The organism is Limnohabitans sp. G3-2 (assembly GCF_002778275.1).
Taxonomy (GTDB): Bacteria; Pseudomonadota; Gammaproteobacteria; order Burkholderiales; family Burkholderiaceae_C; genus Limnohabitans_A.
Genome location: NZ_NESG01000008.1, coordinates 151,131 through 170,815, shown reverse-complemented (window position 1 = coordinate 170,815; position 19,685 = coordinate 151,131). Strand labels below are relative to the sequence as shown.

Genomic DNA, 19,685 nt, shown 5'->3' with positions numbered 1-19,685 from the left:
GGGTGGCCCAGTGCCACCCGCTCAGCATCAGACGACTCAAAATGGCCAATTACAAACTCATCCAAATCCAAGGCTCCAGCATCACAGAAACAGCCTTACCGCAAGGTGCTGTGATGGCCAAGTCGCGAACGATTTACCGAGTCAAGGATGAGGCCGGCGCTCAGCCTGAAAAAATGGTGCTGTGGCGTCGCGGCAGTGATTTGGTGGTGGAAGTTCAAGGGCAAAAAGTCTTGACCTTGTCTGACTTTTATGCCGCTGGCATCGATGCAGCCCAGGCCCCGCAATACCTGCTTGACACGGGCGTGCCGGGCAGCCCTTGGGTCGTCACCGGACGTGAACCCCAGCAAAAAATGTCCCCCAGCGAAGACCTGGTCTGGAAGCTCGACGACGAGGTGGTCAACACGCCCCTCTCTCACGACCAGCTCCAAGCGCAATGGTCGACAACCCAAGTGCGCGATGGTCAAAATGCCCTGACCGATCGGTACAACGGCGATGCAGGCGCGCGCCAGGAAATTCAGGACTTGCTCAAGCGCTGGTCCAGCCGTGACGGTGGTCAAAGCGATGGTGCGCCAGACCGTTTGGCGGTCATGGCCCAACGCGTGGCCGTCGACGAAATCGGAGACCTCATCATCACCGGCAGCATTGCTGCAGGCCCCGTTCACAGTGGCGTGACGCTTTACGCCTACGACACCAGCGGTCAGCTGCTGGGCAGCACCGTCATCGGTGCCGATGGCCGTTACACCATCACTTCACCCGTCAAAGGCAACTACCGCGGCACCGTGTTGCTCAAGGTCATGGACAGCAACGCCGCAGGCAGCAACTACCTCGACGAAGCCACTGCGGCAGACAAAAGTCTGGACACCACCTTGCGCGCACTGGGTGTGGCGCAAGAAGGCCAAGCCCTTTTCACCGTCGCTGGTCTGGATGCGCACCTCATCATCCACATCACTCCTTTGACCGAACTGGCTGTGCGCCAAGCGGGTGTGGTGGGCGATGTGGCGGTGGCGGCCACTGCCGCCTTGCAAGCCAACAGCAACGTCGCCAGCGCCTTCGGCCTCGGCGGTGTCGACCTCACGGGCAACGTGACCACCACCAACAGCGCCACCTTCGACGCCCGAAATGGCCTGAGCAACGCTGAAAAATACGGCATCGCGCTGACCAAGCTGTCCGGTCTGGACAGCCTGAACGCCGGCAACATGGCCACATCGCTGGACATGCTGGCCGCCAACCTGAGTGGCAGCACACTCAGCACAGCAGGCGCCACCCTGGTCGACCAAGGCCGCGCCAAAGCCCTGAGTAACCTGATGACGAGCGAGACCACCTTCCGCTCGGGTGCCGGCGACAACGACAACAACACCGCCCTGAACCGTCAACTGCTGGGCGACATCAGGGTCACCGCGCAAGACATCGACCCCCAAGGTCGCTTGCTCATCAGCGGCACCGCCTTGCCCGGCGCAACCCTGACCATCACCATGCCCGATGGCAGCACACAAACCACGGTGGTGGACGGTTCGGGCAACTTCAGCCTCACATCCACCCGTGCACAGCCATCGCTCGACAACCCCGTCAAGGTCCAGGGCGTCGACGCCCTCAGCGCCCCGGTCGCCAACGCCGCACCCAACGCCCCGCAAATTGACACCGGCAACGGCAAAGTCATCACCGGCAGTGCCGATCCCGGCACCACTGTGACCGTGCGCAACGCGCAAGGCAGCGTCATCGGCACCGCCGAGACCGATGCCCTGGGCCATTGGTCCCTCACACCCGCCACGCCACTGGCCAACGCCGTAGGCCTCAAGGCCACGGCAGTAGACGCTGAACTCAACGCTTCAGGCCCCGGTGTGGGCACGGTTGACCTCAACGTCTTGGTCATCAATGTCCCTGAAGCCATCGACGGTTACATCAACGCCACAGAAAAGGCCGATGGCGGCGGTGTGCCCATCACCGTCAGCCTGCCTGCCAACGCCGCGGTGGGTGATGTCATCACCAGCCGCATCGCTTTGCCAGACGGCAGCAGCCAAACATTGAGCCGCGTGCTCGATGCCAACGACGTGGCCGCCGGCACCATCACCCAACTCATGGGCCCCGCGCAATTGCCGGTCGACGGCCTGTACCAGGTCTCCAGCACCCGCACCAATGCCCAAGGCACCAGTGCGCCCAGCTTGCGCGAATTCGTCTTGGACACTTCGGTTCCCGCCGCGCCGCAAATGGCCCCCTCCAACGGCCAAATCATCACCGGCACCGCCGAACCCGGCACGCGGGTCACCGTGCGTGATGCACAAGGCAACGTCATTGGCGTCGCGGGGCCCGTCGGCCCCGGCGGCAACTGGACACTGGTGCCCACCACACCGCTGGCCGATGGCGCGGCCATCACCGCGACCGCCCAAGACCCTGCAGGCAACACCAGCGGCCCCGGTGCAGGCGAAGTCGACACCGGCGCACTGCTCATCACCGGCGCCATCGACAACCTTGGCCCCCGAACCGGCTTGCTGGGCGACGGCGCGTACACCAACGACAGCACCCCTCAGCTCAACGGCACGCTCGGCACCCCGCTGGCGGCAGGTCAAACCTTGGCCATCTACCGCGATGGCGTCTTTGTGGGCAACGCCACGGTCAATGGCAACAGCTGGACCTTCCAGGATGGCAGCACCACTCCCCTGAGGGATGGCCCCTACGCATATGAAGCCAAAGTCCAGCAGGGCAGCCAAGTGGTTCAGACCTCGGGCGTGTTCAACCTCAACATCGACAACGAACCTTCCACCCCCGGCGTGCTCATTCCCGACGCACCCCAGGGCGTCAGCACCGCCGAAGCCCTCGACGGTGTGGCTCTGCGCGTGAGCCTGCCGCAAGACGCCATGGTGGGGGACATCGTCACCACCGTCATCACGCTGCCCAACGGCGGCGGTACCCTGACCCGCACCACCGTGCTGACCGAGGCCATGGTCACCGTCGGTACCATCGTGCAAACCGTCACCAACGCCGAGCTTGGCGGCCCTGTGCCTGGTCAATACCGCGACGGCAACTGGACCACCAGCACCACCCTCACCGACATGGCGGGCAACACCAGCCCGCCTCAAGCCGACGGTTTCCGTTTGGCCGCCAACGCGCCCAGCCTGACGCTGGCCCCAGTGACCGGCGACAACAGGGTCAACGCCACCGAGAAAACAGGGGACCTGCCGGTCTCTGGCAGCACCAGCGCTGAACCTGGCCAAGCCGTCACTGTCACGCTCATGGACGGCAACACGGTGCTGGGGACCTACTACACCAACGTCCGCCCCGACGGCACTTTTGCCCTCAACATGCCTCGGGCGCAACTGCCTGCAGACGGCACCTACAGCGTCAAGGCCGATGTCAGCAACAGCGCCGGCACACCTGCTGCACAGCAAAACCAAAGCGTTGTGTTCGACACCGTGGCGCCCGTGGTCACCGTCACCCATGTCGCCGCCGACGCGGTGGGCAGTTCTGGCAACGGCACCTTCAACGGCGGCGAACGCGGCTTTGATGCCAGCACCTACACCCTGAGCGACACGGTGGCCACGCCACCCGTCATCAGCGGCACCACCGATGCACAGGTGGGCCAAACCGTCACCGTGCTGCTCAACCATGTGGTCTACACCACCACCGTGCAGACCGGTGGCACCTGGTCCGTCACCTTGGGCCAGGTAGACGCCAAAGCCTTGGTGCACGGCAACACCTACGGCATCCGCGTCAGCGTGAGCGACCTCGCCGGCAACCCTGCTGTGCCCGACACGAACAACGGCTTGGTGGTCGACATCGCCCCGCCCGATGTGCCCACCATCGACCAACAATACGCCAGCAGCCTCACGCCCGTCATCACCGGCGGCGCACAAAAGTTGGCCAACGGCAGCCCCATTGCACTGGCCAATGGCGACAGCCTGAGTTTCACGCTCAATGGCGTCACGGTCACCGCCACCGTCAACAGCGCTCTGGCCAGTGGCACCAGTCTGCCGGGCGTGCATTACAACCCCAGTACCAAGGCCTGGAGCCTGGACACGGCCACCGCAGGAAGCTTCGGCCTGGCCGACGACAACACCTACAACGTCGCCGTCAGCGTCACCGCTGCGGGCATTCCTGCCCGCAGCGACATCAGCGCCGGCGAGCTGGTGCTCAACACCACGCCGCCTGTCATCACGCTCAGCCCCATATCGCCCAATGCCAACGCGAATAACCAAAGTGTCATCAACGGCTTCGAGAAAAACCAGAGCTTGACCCTGACCGGCACGACCGACGCCGAAGTGGGGCAAACCGTCACCTTGACGGGCCTGGGCGGGCAGACCTACACCGCCGCCGTCATGCCTGGCGTGAGCGGCGGCCCCAACACCTTCAGCATCCCGGTCTCGGGTGCCCACATCGCGGCCATCGCCGACGGCAGCTTCACGCCACAGGTCAGCGTCACCAACATTTTTGGCCTGACTGGCACGGACACCGAGCCGCTGCTGATCGACACCACCGCCCCCAGCACGCCTGCCGTGGCCTTGCCTGAATCGTCCAGCGGCGTCAACGCCGCCGAAGCGGCCAGCACTGGTGGAACGCCCTTGCTCGTCACCTTGCCGCAAAACGCCGCAGCCGGTGACACCGTCACCAGCGTGGTCACCAAAGCCGATGGCAGCACCCTGGTGCTCACCCGCGTGCTCGATGCTGCCGACATCACGGCCGGCAACATCACCCAGCTCATCCACACAGCCCAACTGAATGTCGACGGAGGCTGGACCACCTCGACCACGATCACCGATCCCGCAGGCAACACCAGCGCGCCTCGCACAGGCGCATTCTTGCTCGACACCCAAGCCCCGGGTGAGCCTGGCGTCAGCCTGCCCGAAGCGCCTTATGGCGTGAATGCAGCAGAAGCGGCCAGCCTGGGCGGCACACCGCTCGACATCAGCCTGCCCGGCAACGCGGCCGTGGGGGATGTGGTCACCACCACCGTGACCCTGCCCAACGGCAGCACGCTCACGCTCAGCAGCGTGTTGACCGCTGCTGACCTGGCCGCAGGCACCGTGACCCAGGTCATCCCGACCGCCAACCTGACGGTCGATGGCACCTGGTCCACCCACACCACCGTGACCGACCTGGCCGGCAACACCGGTCCCGCCCGTGCGGGCAGCTTTGTGCTCGACACCACGGCCCCTGCAGCCCCTGCCGCCGACGTGGCCGCTCTCAGCGACACCGGTGCGAACAACACCGACAACAATACCTCCGACAACACACCTGAAATTCGGGGCACCGGCACGGCGGGCGACACCATCACCGTGAGCTTCCCGACTGGTGAAGTCAAAACCGCCGTGGTGGCCGCCGACGGCACCTGGAGCGTCACGCCTGCCGCTGCCTTGCCCGACGGCGCACAAACCGTGCTGGTCACCGCCACCGACCCTGCAGGCAACGTCAGCCCCGCCAGCCAATTGCCCGTGGTCATTGACACCGCTGCGCCCGTGGCTCCGACGATCGACCTGGCCGACGCCAGCGACACCGGTGCCAGCAACACCGACAACATCACCAAAGACAACACGCCAAACATCCGTGGCACCGGTGTACCCGGTGACACGATCCAGGTCTACAACGCCCAAGGCCAAGTGGTCGCCACCGCCGTGGTCGACGGCAACGGCAACTGGGCCGCCACGGCCAGCACCTTGCCCGATGGCGTGAACAACCTGGTGGCCAAAGCCACCGACACCGCAGGCAACGAAGGTCCGGGCGCACCCCTGGCCATCACGGTGGACACCGCCGCCCCCGCAGCGCCCGTGGCCGACGTGGCCGCCGCCAGCGACAGCGGCAGCAGCAATACCGACAACCTCACCCACGACACCACCCCCACCATCAGCGGCACGGGCGTGGCCGGTGACACCATCACCGTCACCTTCCCCGGCGGCGAAGTCAAAACCACCGTGGTGGCTTTGGACGGCACTTGGAGCGTCACACCCACCACACCCTTGGCCGATGGCCCGCACAGCGTCACCGTCACCGCCACCGACCCGGCAGGCAACGTCAGCCCGTCCAGCACCGTGGCCTTGGTCATCGACACCACGCCGCCTGCCGCGCCTGTGGCCGACGTGGCCGCTACCAGTGACACCGGCGCCAGCAACACCGACAACAACACCTCGGACAACACGCCCACCATCAGTGGCACCGGCACGGCGGGTGACACCATCACCGTCACATTCCCCGGTGGCGAAGTCAAAACCGCAGTGGTCGCCGCCAACGGCACCTGGAGCGTCACGCCCAACAACGCACTGCCCGATGGCGCACACAACGTCAGCGTGACGGCCACCGACCCGGCGGGCAATGTGAGCCCCGCCACCACCGTGCCTGTGGTCATCGACACCACGGCCCCCGCAGCGCCCACCGTCAACCCGCTCACCACCAACGACAGCACCCCGGTGCTGACGGGCACCGCTGTGCTCGCCGCAGGTGAAACCTTGCAAGTGACCGTCAACGGAGCGACCTACAACGTCACCGTCGGCGTGGGCGGCAACTGGAGCCTGGACACCGGCACTGCCACACCCGCCAGCGGCACGCTGGGTGCCTTCGTCAGTGGCACCCGCTACCCCGTTACCGCCACGGCCACCGATACCGCCGGCAACGCCACCAGCGACAGCACCACCCACGAAGTGCTGTTCGACAACACCGCGCCGTCCATCCCCACGGTGAACGCGCTGGCCACCAACGACAGCACCCCCGTGCTCACTGGCACGGCCTTGCTGGAAGCTGGCGAAACCCTGAAAGTCACGGTCAACGGTGCCACCTATGCGGTCAGTGTGGGCATTAATGGCACTTGGAGTCTGGACACCGGCACGGCCACGCCCGCAAGCGGCAGCCTGGGGGCTTTCGTGAATGGCACGCGCTACCCCGTCACGGCCACCATCACCGACAACGCCAACAACGCCACCAACGACAGCACCACCCACGAACTGTTGTTCGACACCACGGCGCCCTCTGCACCTGCCGGTGACGTGGCCGCCGCCAGCGACAGCGGCGCGAGCAACACCGACAACCTCACCAACGACACCACGCCCACCATCGTGGGCACAGGCACGCCTGGCGACACCATCCAGCTGTACGCGCCCAACGGCACCACCTTGCTCGGCACTGCCGTGGTCGATGCCGCAGGCAACTGGGCCGTCACACCGTCCAGCGCCTTGCCATCGGGCCTGAACAACCTGCAAGTCACCGCCACCGACCCTGCGGGCAACACCAGCGCGCCTGGCACCGTGCCGGTCACCATCGACACCACAGCGCCCGCTGCACCCACGGCCGTGCTCAACCCGAGCAGCGATTCCGGTACCCAGGGCGACAGCATCACCCACGACAACACGCCCACCTTGAGCGGCACCGGCGTGGCCGGTGACACCATCACCCTCAAAGACGCCAATGGCAATGTCATCGCCACCGCCGTGGTCGACAGCAACGGCAACTGGAGCGCCACGCCTGCCAATGCACTGCCCAATGGCCTGAACAACCTGAGCGTCACCGCCACCGACCCGGCGGGCAACACCAGCGCCCCAGCGGCCTTGCCCATCACCATCGACACGACCGCCTCGGCTGCCCCTGTGGCGGCGCTGGCCGCGGCCAGCGACAGCGGCGTCGTGGGTGACAGCATCACGAACAACAGCACGCCGACCCTCCAGGGCACAGGCACGCCCGGCGACACCATCCAACTGTTCGCCCCCAACGGCACCACTTTGCTCGGCACCGCCGTGGTCGGCTCCAACGGCACATGGGCCATCACGCCCACCACCGCCCAACCCGATGGCCTGAACAACTTCAAGGTCAACGCCACCGACCCTGCGGGCAACGTGAGCCCATTCGCTACTGTGCCCGTCACCATCGACACCACCGCGCCCAACGCGCCCGCGGCCGACGTGGCCGCTCTGAGCGACACCGGCAGCAGCAACACCGACAACATCACCCGCGACAGCACCCCCACCATCAGCGGTGCCAGCGCCACGCCTGGTGACACCATCACCGTCACCATGCCTGGCACCGGCGAGGTGCTGACGGCCGTGGTGGCTGCCAACGGCACTTGGAGCGTCACGCCCACCCAGGCACTGGCCGACGGCACGGCAGACGCCTTGGTCACTGCCACCGACCCGCAAGGCAACGCCAGTGGCGTCACCCGCGTGCCATTGACCATCGACACCACGGCCCCCGCAGCGCCCGTGGGCCGTTTGGACTACGCCAGCAACAGCGGTTTGACCCTGGACAACATCACCAACGACAACATCCCCTTGCTCAGCGGCACGGGTGTGGCGGGTGACACCATCACCGTCAAAGACAGCAACGGCCAGACCCTGGGCACCGCCGTGGTGGCCAGCAACGGCACTTGGAGCCTCCAGACCCCCGTGGCTTTGCCCAACGGCCCTGTCAACTTCGAGATCACCGCCACCGACCCTGCGGGCAATGTCAGCGCACCGGCCTCGCTGCCGGTGCTCATCGACACCGTGGTGGCCAACCCGGTCATCACCCCCACCAACGGCAAGGGGGCCATCACCGGTACCGGTGAGGCGGGTGCCACGGTCACCCTGGTCGACGCCAACAACACCACCATCGGCACCGCCGTGGTGGGCACGGACGGCACATGGAGCCTCACGCCCAGCGCCACCATCGCCAACGGCATGGCTTTGTCAGCCACCCAGACCGATGTGGCGGGCAACGTCAGCAACCCTGGTGCGACCACGGTGGACAACAACGTCCCCAACATCAACCCCAGCAACGGCACCGTGTTGACGGGCACGGGTCAGCCTGGCCACCAAATCGCCTTGACCTTGCCCGACGGCACGCCGATCACCGACGCCAACGGCGCACCGCTCGTCGTCACGGTGGCCTCTGACGGCACCTGGTCCGCCACCCCTGGCACGCCTTTGGCTGACGGCACCATCGTCAAGGCCAAAGACACCACCAACAACCTGTCGGACACCGAAATGGTCGATGCCGTGGCGCCCACCACGCCCCTTGGTGATGTGGCTGCTGCCAGCGACAGCGGCAGCAGCAACACCGACAACCTCACCAACGACACCACGCCGGAAATCATCGGCACCGGCACGCCTGGCGACACCATCAAGCTCTATGCCCCCGACGGCACCACTTTGCTTGGCACGGCGCTTGTTGCGGCCAATGGGGAATGGGCCATCACACCGTCCAGCGCCTTGGCCGCAGGACTGAACAACCTCAAAGTGACGGCCACCGACCCGGTGGGCAACACCAGCGCCCCTGGCACCGTACCGGTCACCATCGACGCCACCGCGCCTGCAGCCCCTGCAGCCGACGTGGCCACGGCCAGCGACAGTGGCAGCAACAACAACGACAACCTCACCAACGACACCACCCCCACCATCAGCGGTGGTGGTGCCAACCCCGGTGACACCATCACGCTGTATGCACCCAATGGCAGCAGCGTGTTGGGCACGGCTGTGGTCGATGCCAATGGCAACTGGGCCATCACCCCCACCCAAGCCTTGGCCCAGGGTGCACAAGACCTCTTTGTCTCCGCCACCGACCCTGCAGGCAACACCAGTCCCTTGACTGCTGTGCCCGTCACCATCGATGCGACAGCGCCTGTCGCACCTGTGGTCAATGCCTTGTCCACGGCCGATTTGACCCCCGTCATTGGTGGCGCCGCCACAGTGGCCGCGGGCGAAACCCTCACGGTCACCGTCAACGGCGCCACCTACACCACCACGGTGGACGCTTTTGGCGCTTGGCGCATTGACTTGGGCAGTGCAACGCCCAGCAGTGGCAGCTTGGCCGCGCTGGTTGACGGCCAGACTTACAGCATCACTGCCACCGTGACAGATGTGGCCGGCAACAGCAGCAGCGACGCGAGCACCGGCGAGTTGCGCATCGACACCAGCCTGCCCCCCGCACCGTCCGCGCCCGACATGACCCCCGGCACCGACCACGGGGCCAGCAACAGCGACAACATCACCCGAGACAGCACGCCTGATTTCACGGTCGATCCGCCACCTTCTGGCAGCAGTCTGGTCTTGTATGTCAACGGCGTGGCCGTCCCCGCCACCTACGCCAACGGCACCCTCACGCCCAACAGCCCCTTGGGTGAGGGTGTGCACACCATCACCTACGCCTTCAAGGATGCCAACAACCAAGTCGGCACCGCCAGCCCGCCCCTGGCCATCCAGATCGACACCAACGCGCCCAACAAACCGGCTGCGCCCGACATGACGGATGCCACCGACAGCGCCGGCACCAGCAACAGCGACAACATCACCCGCGACACCACGCCCGACTTTGCCGTCACGCCGCCGCCCACAGGCGGCTCGCTGGTGCTGTATGTCAACGGTCAGGTGGTACTCGCCACGTACAACGCCATCACGGGCACGGTCACACCCAACGCGCCTTTGCCTGAAGGCGCCCACACCATCACCTACACCGTGGTGGACGAAGCGGGCAACGCCAGCCCGGCCAGCGATCCGCTGAGCATCACCATTGACTCGGTCGCGGAGGCCACCCCAGCGGCGCCCGACATGAGCGCCGCGACCGACAGCGGCACCAGCAGCACCGACAACATCACCCGCGACGACACGCCCGATTTCGATGTCACCCCGCCGCCCACCGGCGGCACCATCACGCTGTTTGTCAATGGCGTGTTGACGCCCGCTTTCTATGCCGCCGGCAAACTCACGCCTTTGAGCCCGCTGCCCGAAGGCACGCACAGCGTCACCTACGCCCTGACCGACGTTGCGGGCAACACCAGCACAAGCCCAGCCTTGTCCATCACCATCGACAAGGCCGCCACCAATGCACCTGTTGTGGCCATTGCCGAAGCCGCAGGCGGTGTGGACGGCTCCGAAGCTGCCGACGGCGTGGCCCTGAGCATCACCCTCCCCGCAGGGGCGGTGGTGGGGGATGTCATCACCACCCTGGTCACAGCCCCAGATGGCAGCCCCCTCACATTGGCCACCACCTTGCAAGCCAGCGACATCACGGCCGGCAGCATCAGCCAGACCGTGCCTTATGGCACGCTGCACCCTGCCGCCAGCTACCTTGATGGTGCCTGGACCACCAGCACCACCCTGAGCGACGCCGCAGGCAACACCAGCCCCGCCGACACCGACGGCTTTACCTTGGCGGCCAACACCCCCACCGTGACCATTGGCGTTGTGGCCGGTAACGACACCATCAACGCCGCCGAAAAAGCAGGTGCTGTGGCCGTCAGCGGCACCACCAATTTTGTGGAGCCTGGCCAAACCGTCACGGTCAAGTTGATGAATGGCGCTGCGGTCGTGCGCACCTACACCGCCACCGTACAAGCGGGTGGTGCCTACACCCTGGACATCCCTTCGGCCGACATCCCGGCAGACGGCAACTACAGCCTGACCGCCGATGTCAGCACCGCCCAGGGGGTGGCTGCCAGCCAAGGCACGCGGGCCCTCACCGTGGACGCCACGGCGCCCACCATCAGCGTCACCAGCGTGGCGGGTGACAGCACGGTTGCGGTCAACGCTTTGGGCACTTTTGACACCACAGAACGTGGCGCCCTCAACAGCGCCACCGTGACCACCAAGCCCGTCATCAATGGCACCACCAACGCCGAAGCGGGCCGCACCGTGACCTTCACGCTCAATGGCGAGACCTACACCACCACCGTGCAAGCGGGTGGCACTTGGACGAAAGAGCTCACCGACGCCCAAGCCATTGCCCTCAAACACGGCAACACCTATGCCATCACGGCCATGGTCAGCGACGCGGCGGGCAACACCGGCAGCGATACCGATAACGGCTTGGTGGCCAACATCGCGACCCCCGACATACCGACCGTCGTCGAGCTTTTTACAGGCAGCCAAACACCGACCGTGACGGGCAAAGCCAGAAAGCAAACGGGTGTAGATGCCCAGAGCAATCCTGTGTATGCCGACCTGGGGAGCGGTGATATTTTGCAAGTGACGGTCGCAGGGCAGACCTACAGCTTGGTGTTGGGTCAGAGCTCCTCCCCATCGGGATTGACTTACAGCGGCGGAAACTGGTCATTGCTTGTGGGCACCGCCATAACCTTGGGTGACCATGATGTCATCGTGAGGGTCAATACCGGAGGGGGCACCTTGAGCGGCAGCACCATCACGGGCGGCGTGACCCAAACCGACATCACAGGTACAGAGTTGCACATTGCCGCGATCGCACCCACCATCACGCTGAACACTGTCAGTGCCGATGGCCAGCTCAACTTGGCAGAAAGCACGCAGGCCCTGCCCATCACCGGCACCACCGACGCCCCCGTCGGCGCTACCGTGACCGTGACAGTCAACGGTGTCAACTACTCCGCCCTGGTGCAAGCCGGCGGCACCTTCTCCGTCAGTGTGCCGGGCACAGCGGTGGCTGCACTGGCCAACGGCTCGCAAACCATCAGCGCCAGCGTGACCAATGCCTACGGACTGACAGGCTCTGACGCAGAAGCTTTGGTGGTCGACAAAACGGCGCCCGCCGCCCCGGTGGGCGATGTCGCTTCCGCCAGTGACACGGGCAGCAGCAGCACCGACAACGTCACCCGACTGGTGCGCCCCGTCATCACCGGCACCGCAGAGGCCAACAGCACCGTCAAGCTCTATGCGGCCGACGGCCTGACCCTGCTGGGCACCACCACCGCCGACGGCAGTGGCAACTGGAGCATCACACCCAACGCTGACCTCAATGAAGGGCTGAACAACCTCAAGGCCATCGCCACCGACGCCGCGGGCAACACCAGCGCACCGGCCACCGTGCCGGTGACCGTCGACACCACGGCTCCCGCAGTGCCCGTGGTCACGCCCTTGACCACGGGCGACACCACACCGGTGCTCACCGGCACCGCCACCTTGGCCGCCGGTGAAACGCTCACGGTCACCGTCAACGGTGCCAGTTACATCGTCACTGTGGCCAGCAACGGCACCTGGAGCCTCGATACCGGGGCCGCCACACCGACCAGTGGCACCCTCGGCAGCTTCACCTCGGGCAGCTACGCCGTCACCGCCACCGTCACCGATGCGGCTGGCAATACCCGCAGCGACGCCACGAGCAACGAGCTGACCATCGACACGTCCATTCCCGTCTTGACCGCTGGCCTGCGGGCCGACAGCGACAGTGGCATTGCTGGGGACAACCGCACCAACGACACCACGCCCACCATCAGTGGGCAGGGCACACCGGGCAGCACCATCAAGCTGTATGCGGCCAACGGCACCACCATTTTGGGCACGACCGTGGTGTTGGCCGATGGCTCTTGGGCCATCACGCCAACGACGGTGCTGGCCGCTGGCTTGCAAAACCTCAGCATCACCAGCACCAGCGCTACGGGTAGCGTGGCTGGCCCAGTGGCCGTGCCGGTGACCATCGACACCGCTGCGGCCATCACCATCACCAGCGTGGCGGGCGATGCCGTGGCAGCCACGGGCACGACCAACCTCAACGGCACCTTTGACCGTGCTGAGCGAGGCTATACCGGCGGCTATACCTACACGGCCAACGTGACGACAAGACCCGTCATCAGCGGCACCAGCGATGCCGATGTGGGCAGCACGGTCACCCTCACGCTCAATGGCCTGAGCTACACCACCACCGTACAAGCGGGCGGCACCTGGTCGTACACCCTGAGCGACGCGGACGCCAAACTGCTCAACCACGGCAACACCTACGCCATCACCGCCAGCGTGACCGATGCCGCCGCCAACACCAGCAGCGACAACAACAACGGCCTGGTCGTCAACATCGCATTGCCGGATGTGCCCACGGTGGTCAACCAGCAAAACATCACCACGCTGATCCCCAACATCACCGGCCTGGCCAAGAAATTGGACAACAACAACACGGTCCTCAATCTCCAACAGAACGACCAGTTGACCGTGGTGCTCAAGGACGCTGCGGGCACTGCCTTGGCCACTTACACCCTCACGGTAGGCGCCGCTAATGTGACCACAGGCACCGGCGGCACAGGCTTGAACCTCAACAACGAACTCAGTTACGACAAAACCACGGGCATTTGGACGCTGGGTGGCGGCAACGGCATTCCTGTTGGCGTGTTCACCCGCGCCGGGGCCTACAACGTGGACGTGACCACCTCGCTGCTGAACCCAACCCTCTCGCGCAGCGACGTCAGCACTTCTGAAATCACCATTGTTCCGACGGCACCGACCATCAACGCCAGTTTGTGGACAGCCTCAGGCGCTGGCAACCTCAGCAGCCTGACTGGTGTGCAGGAAGCCCTGTACGACCGCAACAGCACGACATTCAGCACCGCCTCAGGAACGGTGGACAACCGCCTTTGGTACAGCGAGGCCAGCACCCCCACCAACACCGCAGGCACCGTGGTGCGCGTGCAATTGCCTTACAGCACGGGTGCCGTGCCAGCTGTGGCGGGTGACGTGATTCAGCTGAATTGGGGCCCAGACACCACCACACAAGTCACGCTGAGTGCTACGAACATCACCAATCACTATGTGGACGTGACGGTGCCGTACAGCGTGATCAGTGCGCAAAGCTTTGGCAACGTCACCGTCAGCGCCAAGTTGTTGGTGACGGGCACCAGCTTGGAGGCCAGCTCGGCCACCTTGAACGCCACTTACTTCTTTGATTTGCCGCTGGCCAATACCGGTGGTGTGGCGGGGGATAACTTTGGCTACCGCATCAACGGCCGCCCCAGCGACAACATCGGCGCCAAGAGCAATGCCTACCCACCGGGTACGGTGATGGTGGGCGATGTGAACGGTGACGGTTACGACGACATGGTGATTGGCGCAGGCCAGACCACCTACAGTGCCAACGGCGCAGCTTTTGTGGTGTTTGGCAGTTCTGCTCCGCAAAACGTCGACCTCTCAGCCATTGCTTTGGGCAACTCCACCCAAGGCTTCATGATCGCAGGCCTGACATCCTCATATTCGATCAGCTTGAACATCGACCACGGTGACTTCAACGGCGATGGCCTCGACGACATCAGCATTGCAGGCGTGGAGTCAGGCAGTTACATCGTTTATGGCCGCGCCAACAGCACGGCCACAGTGCAGGTCAGCAGCCTGACCACGACGGCCAACAGCAACGGCTTGAAGGTCAATTCATCCGTTGGCCTGAACAACCTCGGCGACCTCAACGGCGATGGCGTGCAGGATTGGGGCAGTGCCTTTGTTGTGTCCATGTATTCGCAGTGGCGAGAATTCCAAGCGCAATATGGCGCAGCGGATGCCACCAGTTTGACCATCCAAAACGGCGTCGGCAGCAATTTCCGCCTCAACAACAACAGCGGTACCACCATCGGTTACCAAGACTACGCCACAGGCGCGGATGTGAACGGCGACGGCTACACCGACTTGGTGTTGCGTGGCACCTACGCCCAAGACGGCGCCACCACCTACGCCTATGTGTACTTCGGCAGCGCTTCGGGCTTGTCCATAGCGGCGGGCCAGAGCTACACGATCTCGGGTCTCGGGGGCTTCCAGGGTCAAATGATTGGCACAGGCGACATCAACGGCGACGGCAAGGCCGACATGGTGATGTCGACATGGGGCTCGGTGGTGTATGTGAACTTTGGCAAGAGCACGTCGGCCAACTACAACGTGACCGAACTGAGCAGCGGCACCAGCAGCAACGGCTTCATGGTGCAGGGGGTGACCACGGGGACGGCTGACCAATTCACGCAAGCCCGAGTGGTTGGGGATTTCAACGGCGACGGCCTGGACGACATTGTGTTTGGTCAAACGGCCATGACACTCAACGGCGCGACCACCGGCGGCGGCTACTTGATCTATGGTAAGACCAGCTCCAACACCGTGTTCATCAGCGACTTGAAAGTGTCGGAGGGTTTCCGCATCGACGGTGTGTTGAATGGCGATAAGGCCCTGACCGCCGTTTCGGGCGGTGGTGATGTGAACGGCGACGGCTTTGCCGATCTGATCGTGTCTTCGCCCAACGCCATCAGCACCAGCAACAACGGAGTGGGCCAGGCCTCAGGCACCACGGCCGGCGGTGTGGACTACATCATCTACGGTGGCCCCAGCATCTTGAACCCCATGGTCTTCCAGGCCAGCCGGGGAGACCTGATCGGCACCGGTGCCGATGAAACGCTGACCGGCAACAGCGGCAACAACCAAATCGTGGGCGGACAAGGCCACGACACCCTGGTGGGTTCAGGCGGCGCCGACATGTTGTCGGGCGGTGCGGGCAACGATGTGTTTGTGCTGAACGCCGACAACGTTCGCACTTTGGCCTTGCGCAGCGGGGTGGATGCGCAAAGCATCGCCCGTGTCGATGGCGGCAGTGGCATGGACACGCTGCGTTTTGCCGAGCCCTTGGTGCTGAGCCTGCAAAGCGCCCGTACCCGCTTGGAAAATCTGGAGCGTTTCGACTTGAATGCCACCGGTGGCACCTTGCAAATCGAACACGCACTCGATGTGAACGCCACGGTGGGTGATTACAACCGCTTCAACACCACCAACGGCTGGACGGTCACAGGCACGGTGACGGGCTTTGATGGCTCGACCAACTACTACCAAGTGGTGGTGGACGGCAGCGCCGCCGACACCCTGCGCTTGGGCGCAGGCTTTGTCAAAGCAAGCGGCAGCTTGACTTATGCAGGCAGCGCCACCACAGCCGGTGCGTACGATGTCTACACCAGCGCCGCCACGCGCAGCCAGGTGCTGGTCAAGCAGGGTGTGCAGGTGGTGCCTGTGCTCTTGCAAGCAGCCACCATCACCATGCCCGAGGCCGATTTGCTCTCGAGCTTTGGCTTCTTGTCTCAGGCAGAAGCGCAAGACGCGGGCAGCCTGAACAACACCACCAGTGTGGCCGGTACCCCGGTGTTGGTCTCGCTGGCCAGTACCGGTGCGGCCGTGGGTGACCAGGTGCGCGTGAATTGGGAAAACCAGCCCGCGGTTCTGTACACCCTCACGGCCACAGACCTGAACGCAGGTTTTGCTCGCGTCGGTGTGCCCACTACGGCGCTGTTGGCTGCAACGCCGTTGGAAACGAAGGAGAGCTTGGGTGTGACCGCCCAGCTCTTCAATGCTGCGGGGTCGCCGTTGACGCTCGCAGGATTCAGCAGTGCCACGGTAGACTTTTTGACCACCCCCAGCACAACCGTGCTCGCGACACCGGTCATTGCCATCTCGAGAAGCGCAACGACAAGTTCTATGGCCGCCGTGGTTGATGCTTCTGGCGACGTGATTTATCGCTCAGCGGCGCTCGATGGTGTGCAGGTCAAGGTCAATGTGGTCACCACAGCGTTCATAGGCGATTGGTTGAAATTCACGTGGGGCAACCAAGAGTACACCTACAAGTTCACGCAAATTGTGGAGAACGCTTTTCAGTCGCCGTTCACCGTGACCATCCCTTACGCCGTGGTGGAAGCCCAGGGTTATGGCACGTTCAACGTGTCGGTGCAGCAATTCAAGGCCGATGGCTTGAATGGCACGGCAGTCAGTGCTGCCAGCACGGTCACGGGCGTGAAATATGCCTTTGACATGCAGGCCACAGAGGGGGCCACAGACGCCACGCGTGGCTTCACGATGGTCGGAGAGGCCGCCAATCACAACGCGGGTTATGCTGTATCGAATGCGGGCGATGTGAACGGCGACGGGTTTGACGACTTCATTGTGGGGGCGCCTGGGGCGCTCAACTATGTAGGCCGAAGCTATGTGGTGTTTGGCGGCAGCCAGTCACCCAACACGTTGCAGCTGTCTGAGCTGTCGGTGGTCGGCAACACGCGGGGCTTTGTCATCAACGGACCGGGTGGCGATGAAATGGTGGGCACCGTCGTGTCGGGGGGGGGCGATATCAACGGCGACGGCCTGGCCGATCTGGTGGTGAGCAACCGGGCCAACTACGTCGTGGGTGGCGGCAAGTACCCAATGGAATACGCCAGCAGTGGCACTGGCAGTTCCACCTATGTGGTCTTTGGCAAAGCCAACACCACAGCGGTCAACTTGACCGCTCTGACAGCCGCTGCCAACCTGACCAACACCGCCAGCACGCTGGGCTTCAAGATCAACACCACCGGCACCACACCGGCGGGTTGGAGCGTGAACAATGCGGGTGACGTGAACGGTGATGGCTATGCCGATGTGCTGGTGTCCAATCCCACCTTCGGGTCCAACGACGGCCGTGTTTATCTGGTCTATGGCAAAGCATCCGGGGCGTCTGTTGAGGTGAGCACCTTGCCAGCCATCGGCACCAGCAACAGCGTGGGCTTCATGGTCACCGCCGACACCACCATCGACGGCTCGACCACACCGAGGCTGGCCAGTGTCAGCAGTGGCGACATCAACGGCGACGGCTACAGCGATTTGGTGTTGGGCGCTTGGAACACCAACAGCACTGCGACCTCAGCGGGCAGTGTGTATGTGGTGTACGGCAACTCGACCAACACGTCCATCGACATCAGTGCCCTGAGCGCTTCGGGCAATAACCGCGGCTTCCGGGTGATCGGTGAAGGCTATGCCGGCATGGACGTGGCTGCAGTGGCCGACGTCAATGGCGACGGTTTGGACGACGTGTTGCTCCAGTCCAACCAGGGCCAGGTGGGCAGCACCACCAACAAAGGCGCCGCCTGGGTGGTGTTTGGCAAGACCAACAACGACCCGGTCAACGTCTCGTCGATTGAGGCGGGTGTGGGCGGCTTCGCCATCGATGTGGGCTTGGATACCACCCACTACGGTGCCTATGCCATCAGCAGCGCGGGTGATTTCAATGGCGACGGATTGGGGGACATCATCGTCACGCACCCCAATGCGTCCTTCATCAACAACGGTGCAACCAGCGCTTCAGCAGGTGCCGCTTACATCGTGTTTGGCAAAACCGGCACCGGCACAGTGCAGGTCACGAGCCTCAATGGCACAGAGGGCTTCCGCATCGTCAACCCCTTGGTGAATGAGCGCATGGGCAGTGCTGTGGCGGGTGGTGGTGACATCAATGGCGACGGCTTTGATGATGTGATCATCGGTAACTACTTGGGTGATACCAATCTGAGCGACGTTGGAAAAGTGTATGTGGTCTATGGCGGCGTGAGCAACACGCAGTCCACCGTGTTCCAGGTCTCCAACGGCGACGCCATTGGCACCGCTGCTGCAGACACCCTGACCGGCACCATCGGGGCCAACCAATTGGTCGGCGGCTTGGGCAACGACACCCTGATCGGCGGCGGCGGCGCAGACGTGCTGTACGGCGGCGCGGGCCACGATGTCATGCAGGTCAATGCCGATAACCTTGCGCAGCTGGCTTTGGCCGGCTCCGGCCAAAGCGTGATGCGCATCGACGGTGGCGGCGGCATGGACACCTTGAAGTTGGTCGGCACGGGCCTCACACTCGACCTCGCCAACATCAAGGGTGTCGCCATGCAAGGGATGGAAAAAGTCGACCTGACCGGATCGGGCAACAACACCCTGCAGCTGACCGCCCGCGATTTGCTGGAGAACTTCACCAGTGCCAATGTCTGGAACGCAGGCAACACCACAGGCGGCACGATCGGTGCCTCGGTGTCTCGAAATCAGGTGATGGTGGATGGCAATGCCGGCGACAAAGTGGTGTTGACCGACTTGGCCAATTGGAGCGGCCCGAGTGCGCAGTTTGTTTATGACGGCAAAACCTACGTGGGCTACAACCACAACAGCCTGGCTGCGCAGTTGTTGATCGACACGGCGCTGACGGTCTCGGCGACCTGACGCATTACAGCCGCCTTGGGGCTGTCAGGCTGGCGCACACCG

The 19,685-nt window shown here is 64.2% G+C and carries 1 protein-coding gene; it reads left to right on the top strand.

From position 1 onward, the window contains the following. Positions 1-41 precede the first annotated feature (41 nt). Positions 42-19,643, top strand: coding sequence for an Ig-like domain-containing protein (locus tag B9Z31_RS14070; protein WP_143473853.1), 19,602 nt, complete (start codon positions 42-44; stop codon positions 19,641-19,643). Positions 19,644-19,685 lie beyond the last annotated feature (42 nt).

What these genes read in the sequence shown, in the direction of transcription:
- B9Z31_RS14070 (WP_143473853.1), top strand. Translation starts at nt 42, where the DNA reads ATGGCCAATTACAAACTCATCCAAATCCAAGGCTCCAGCATCACAGAA.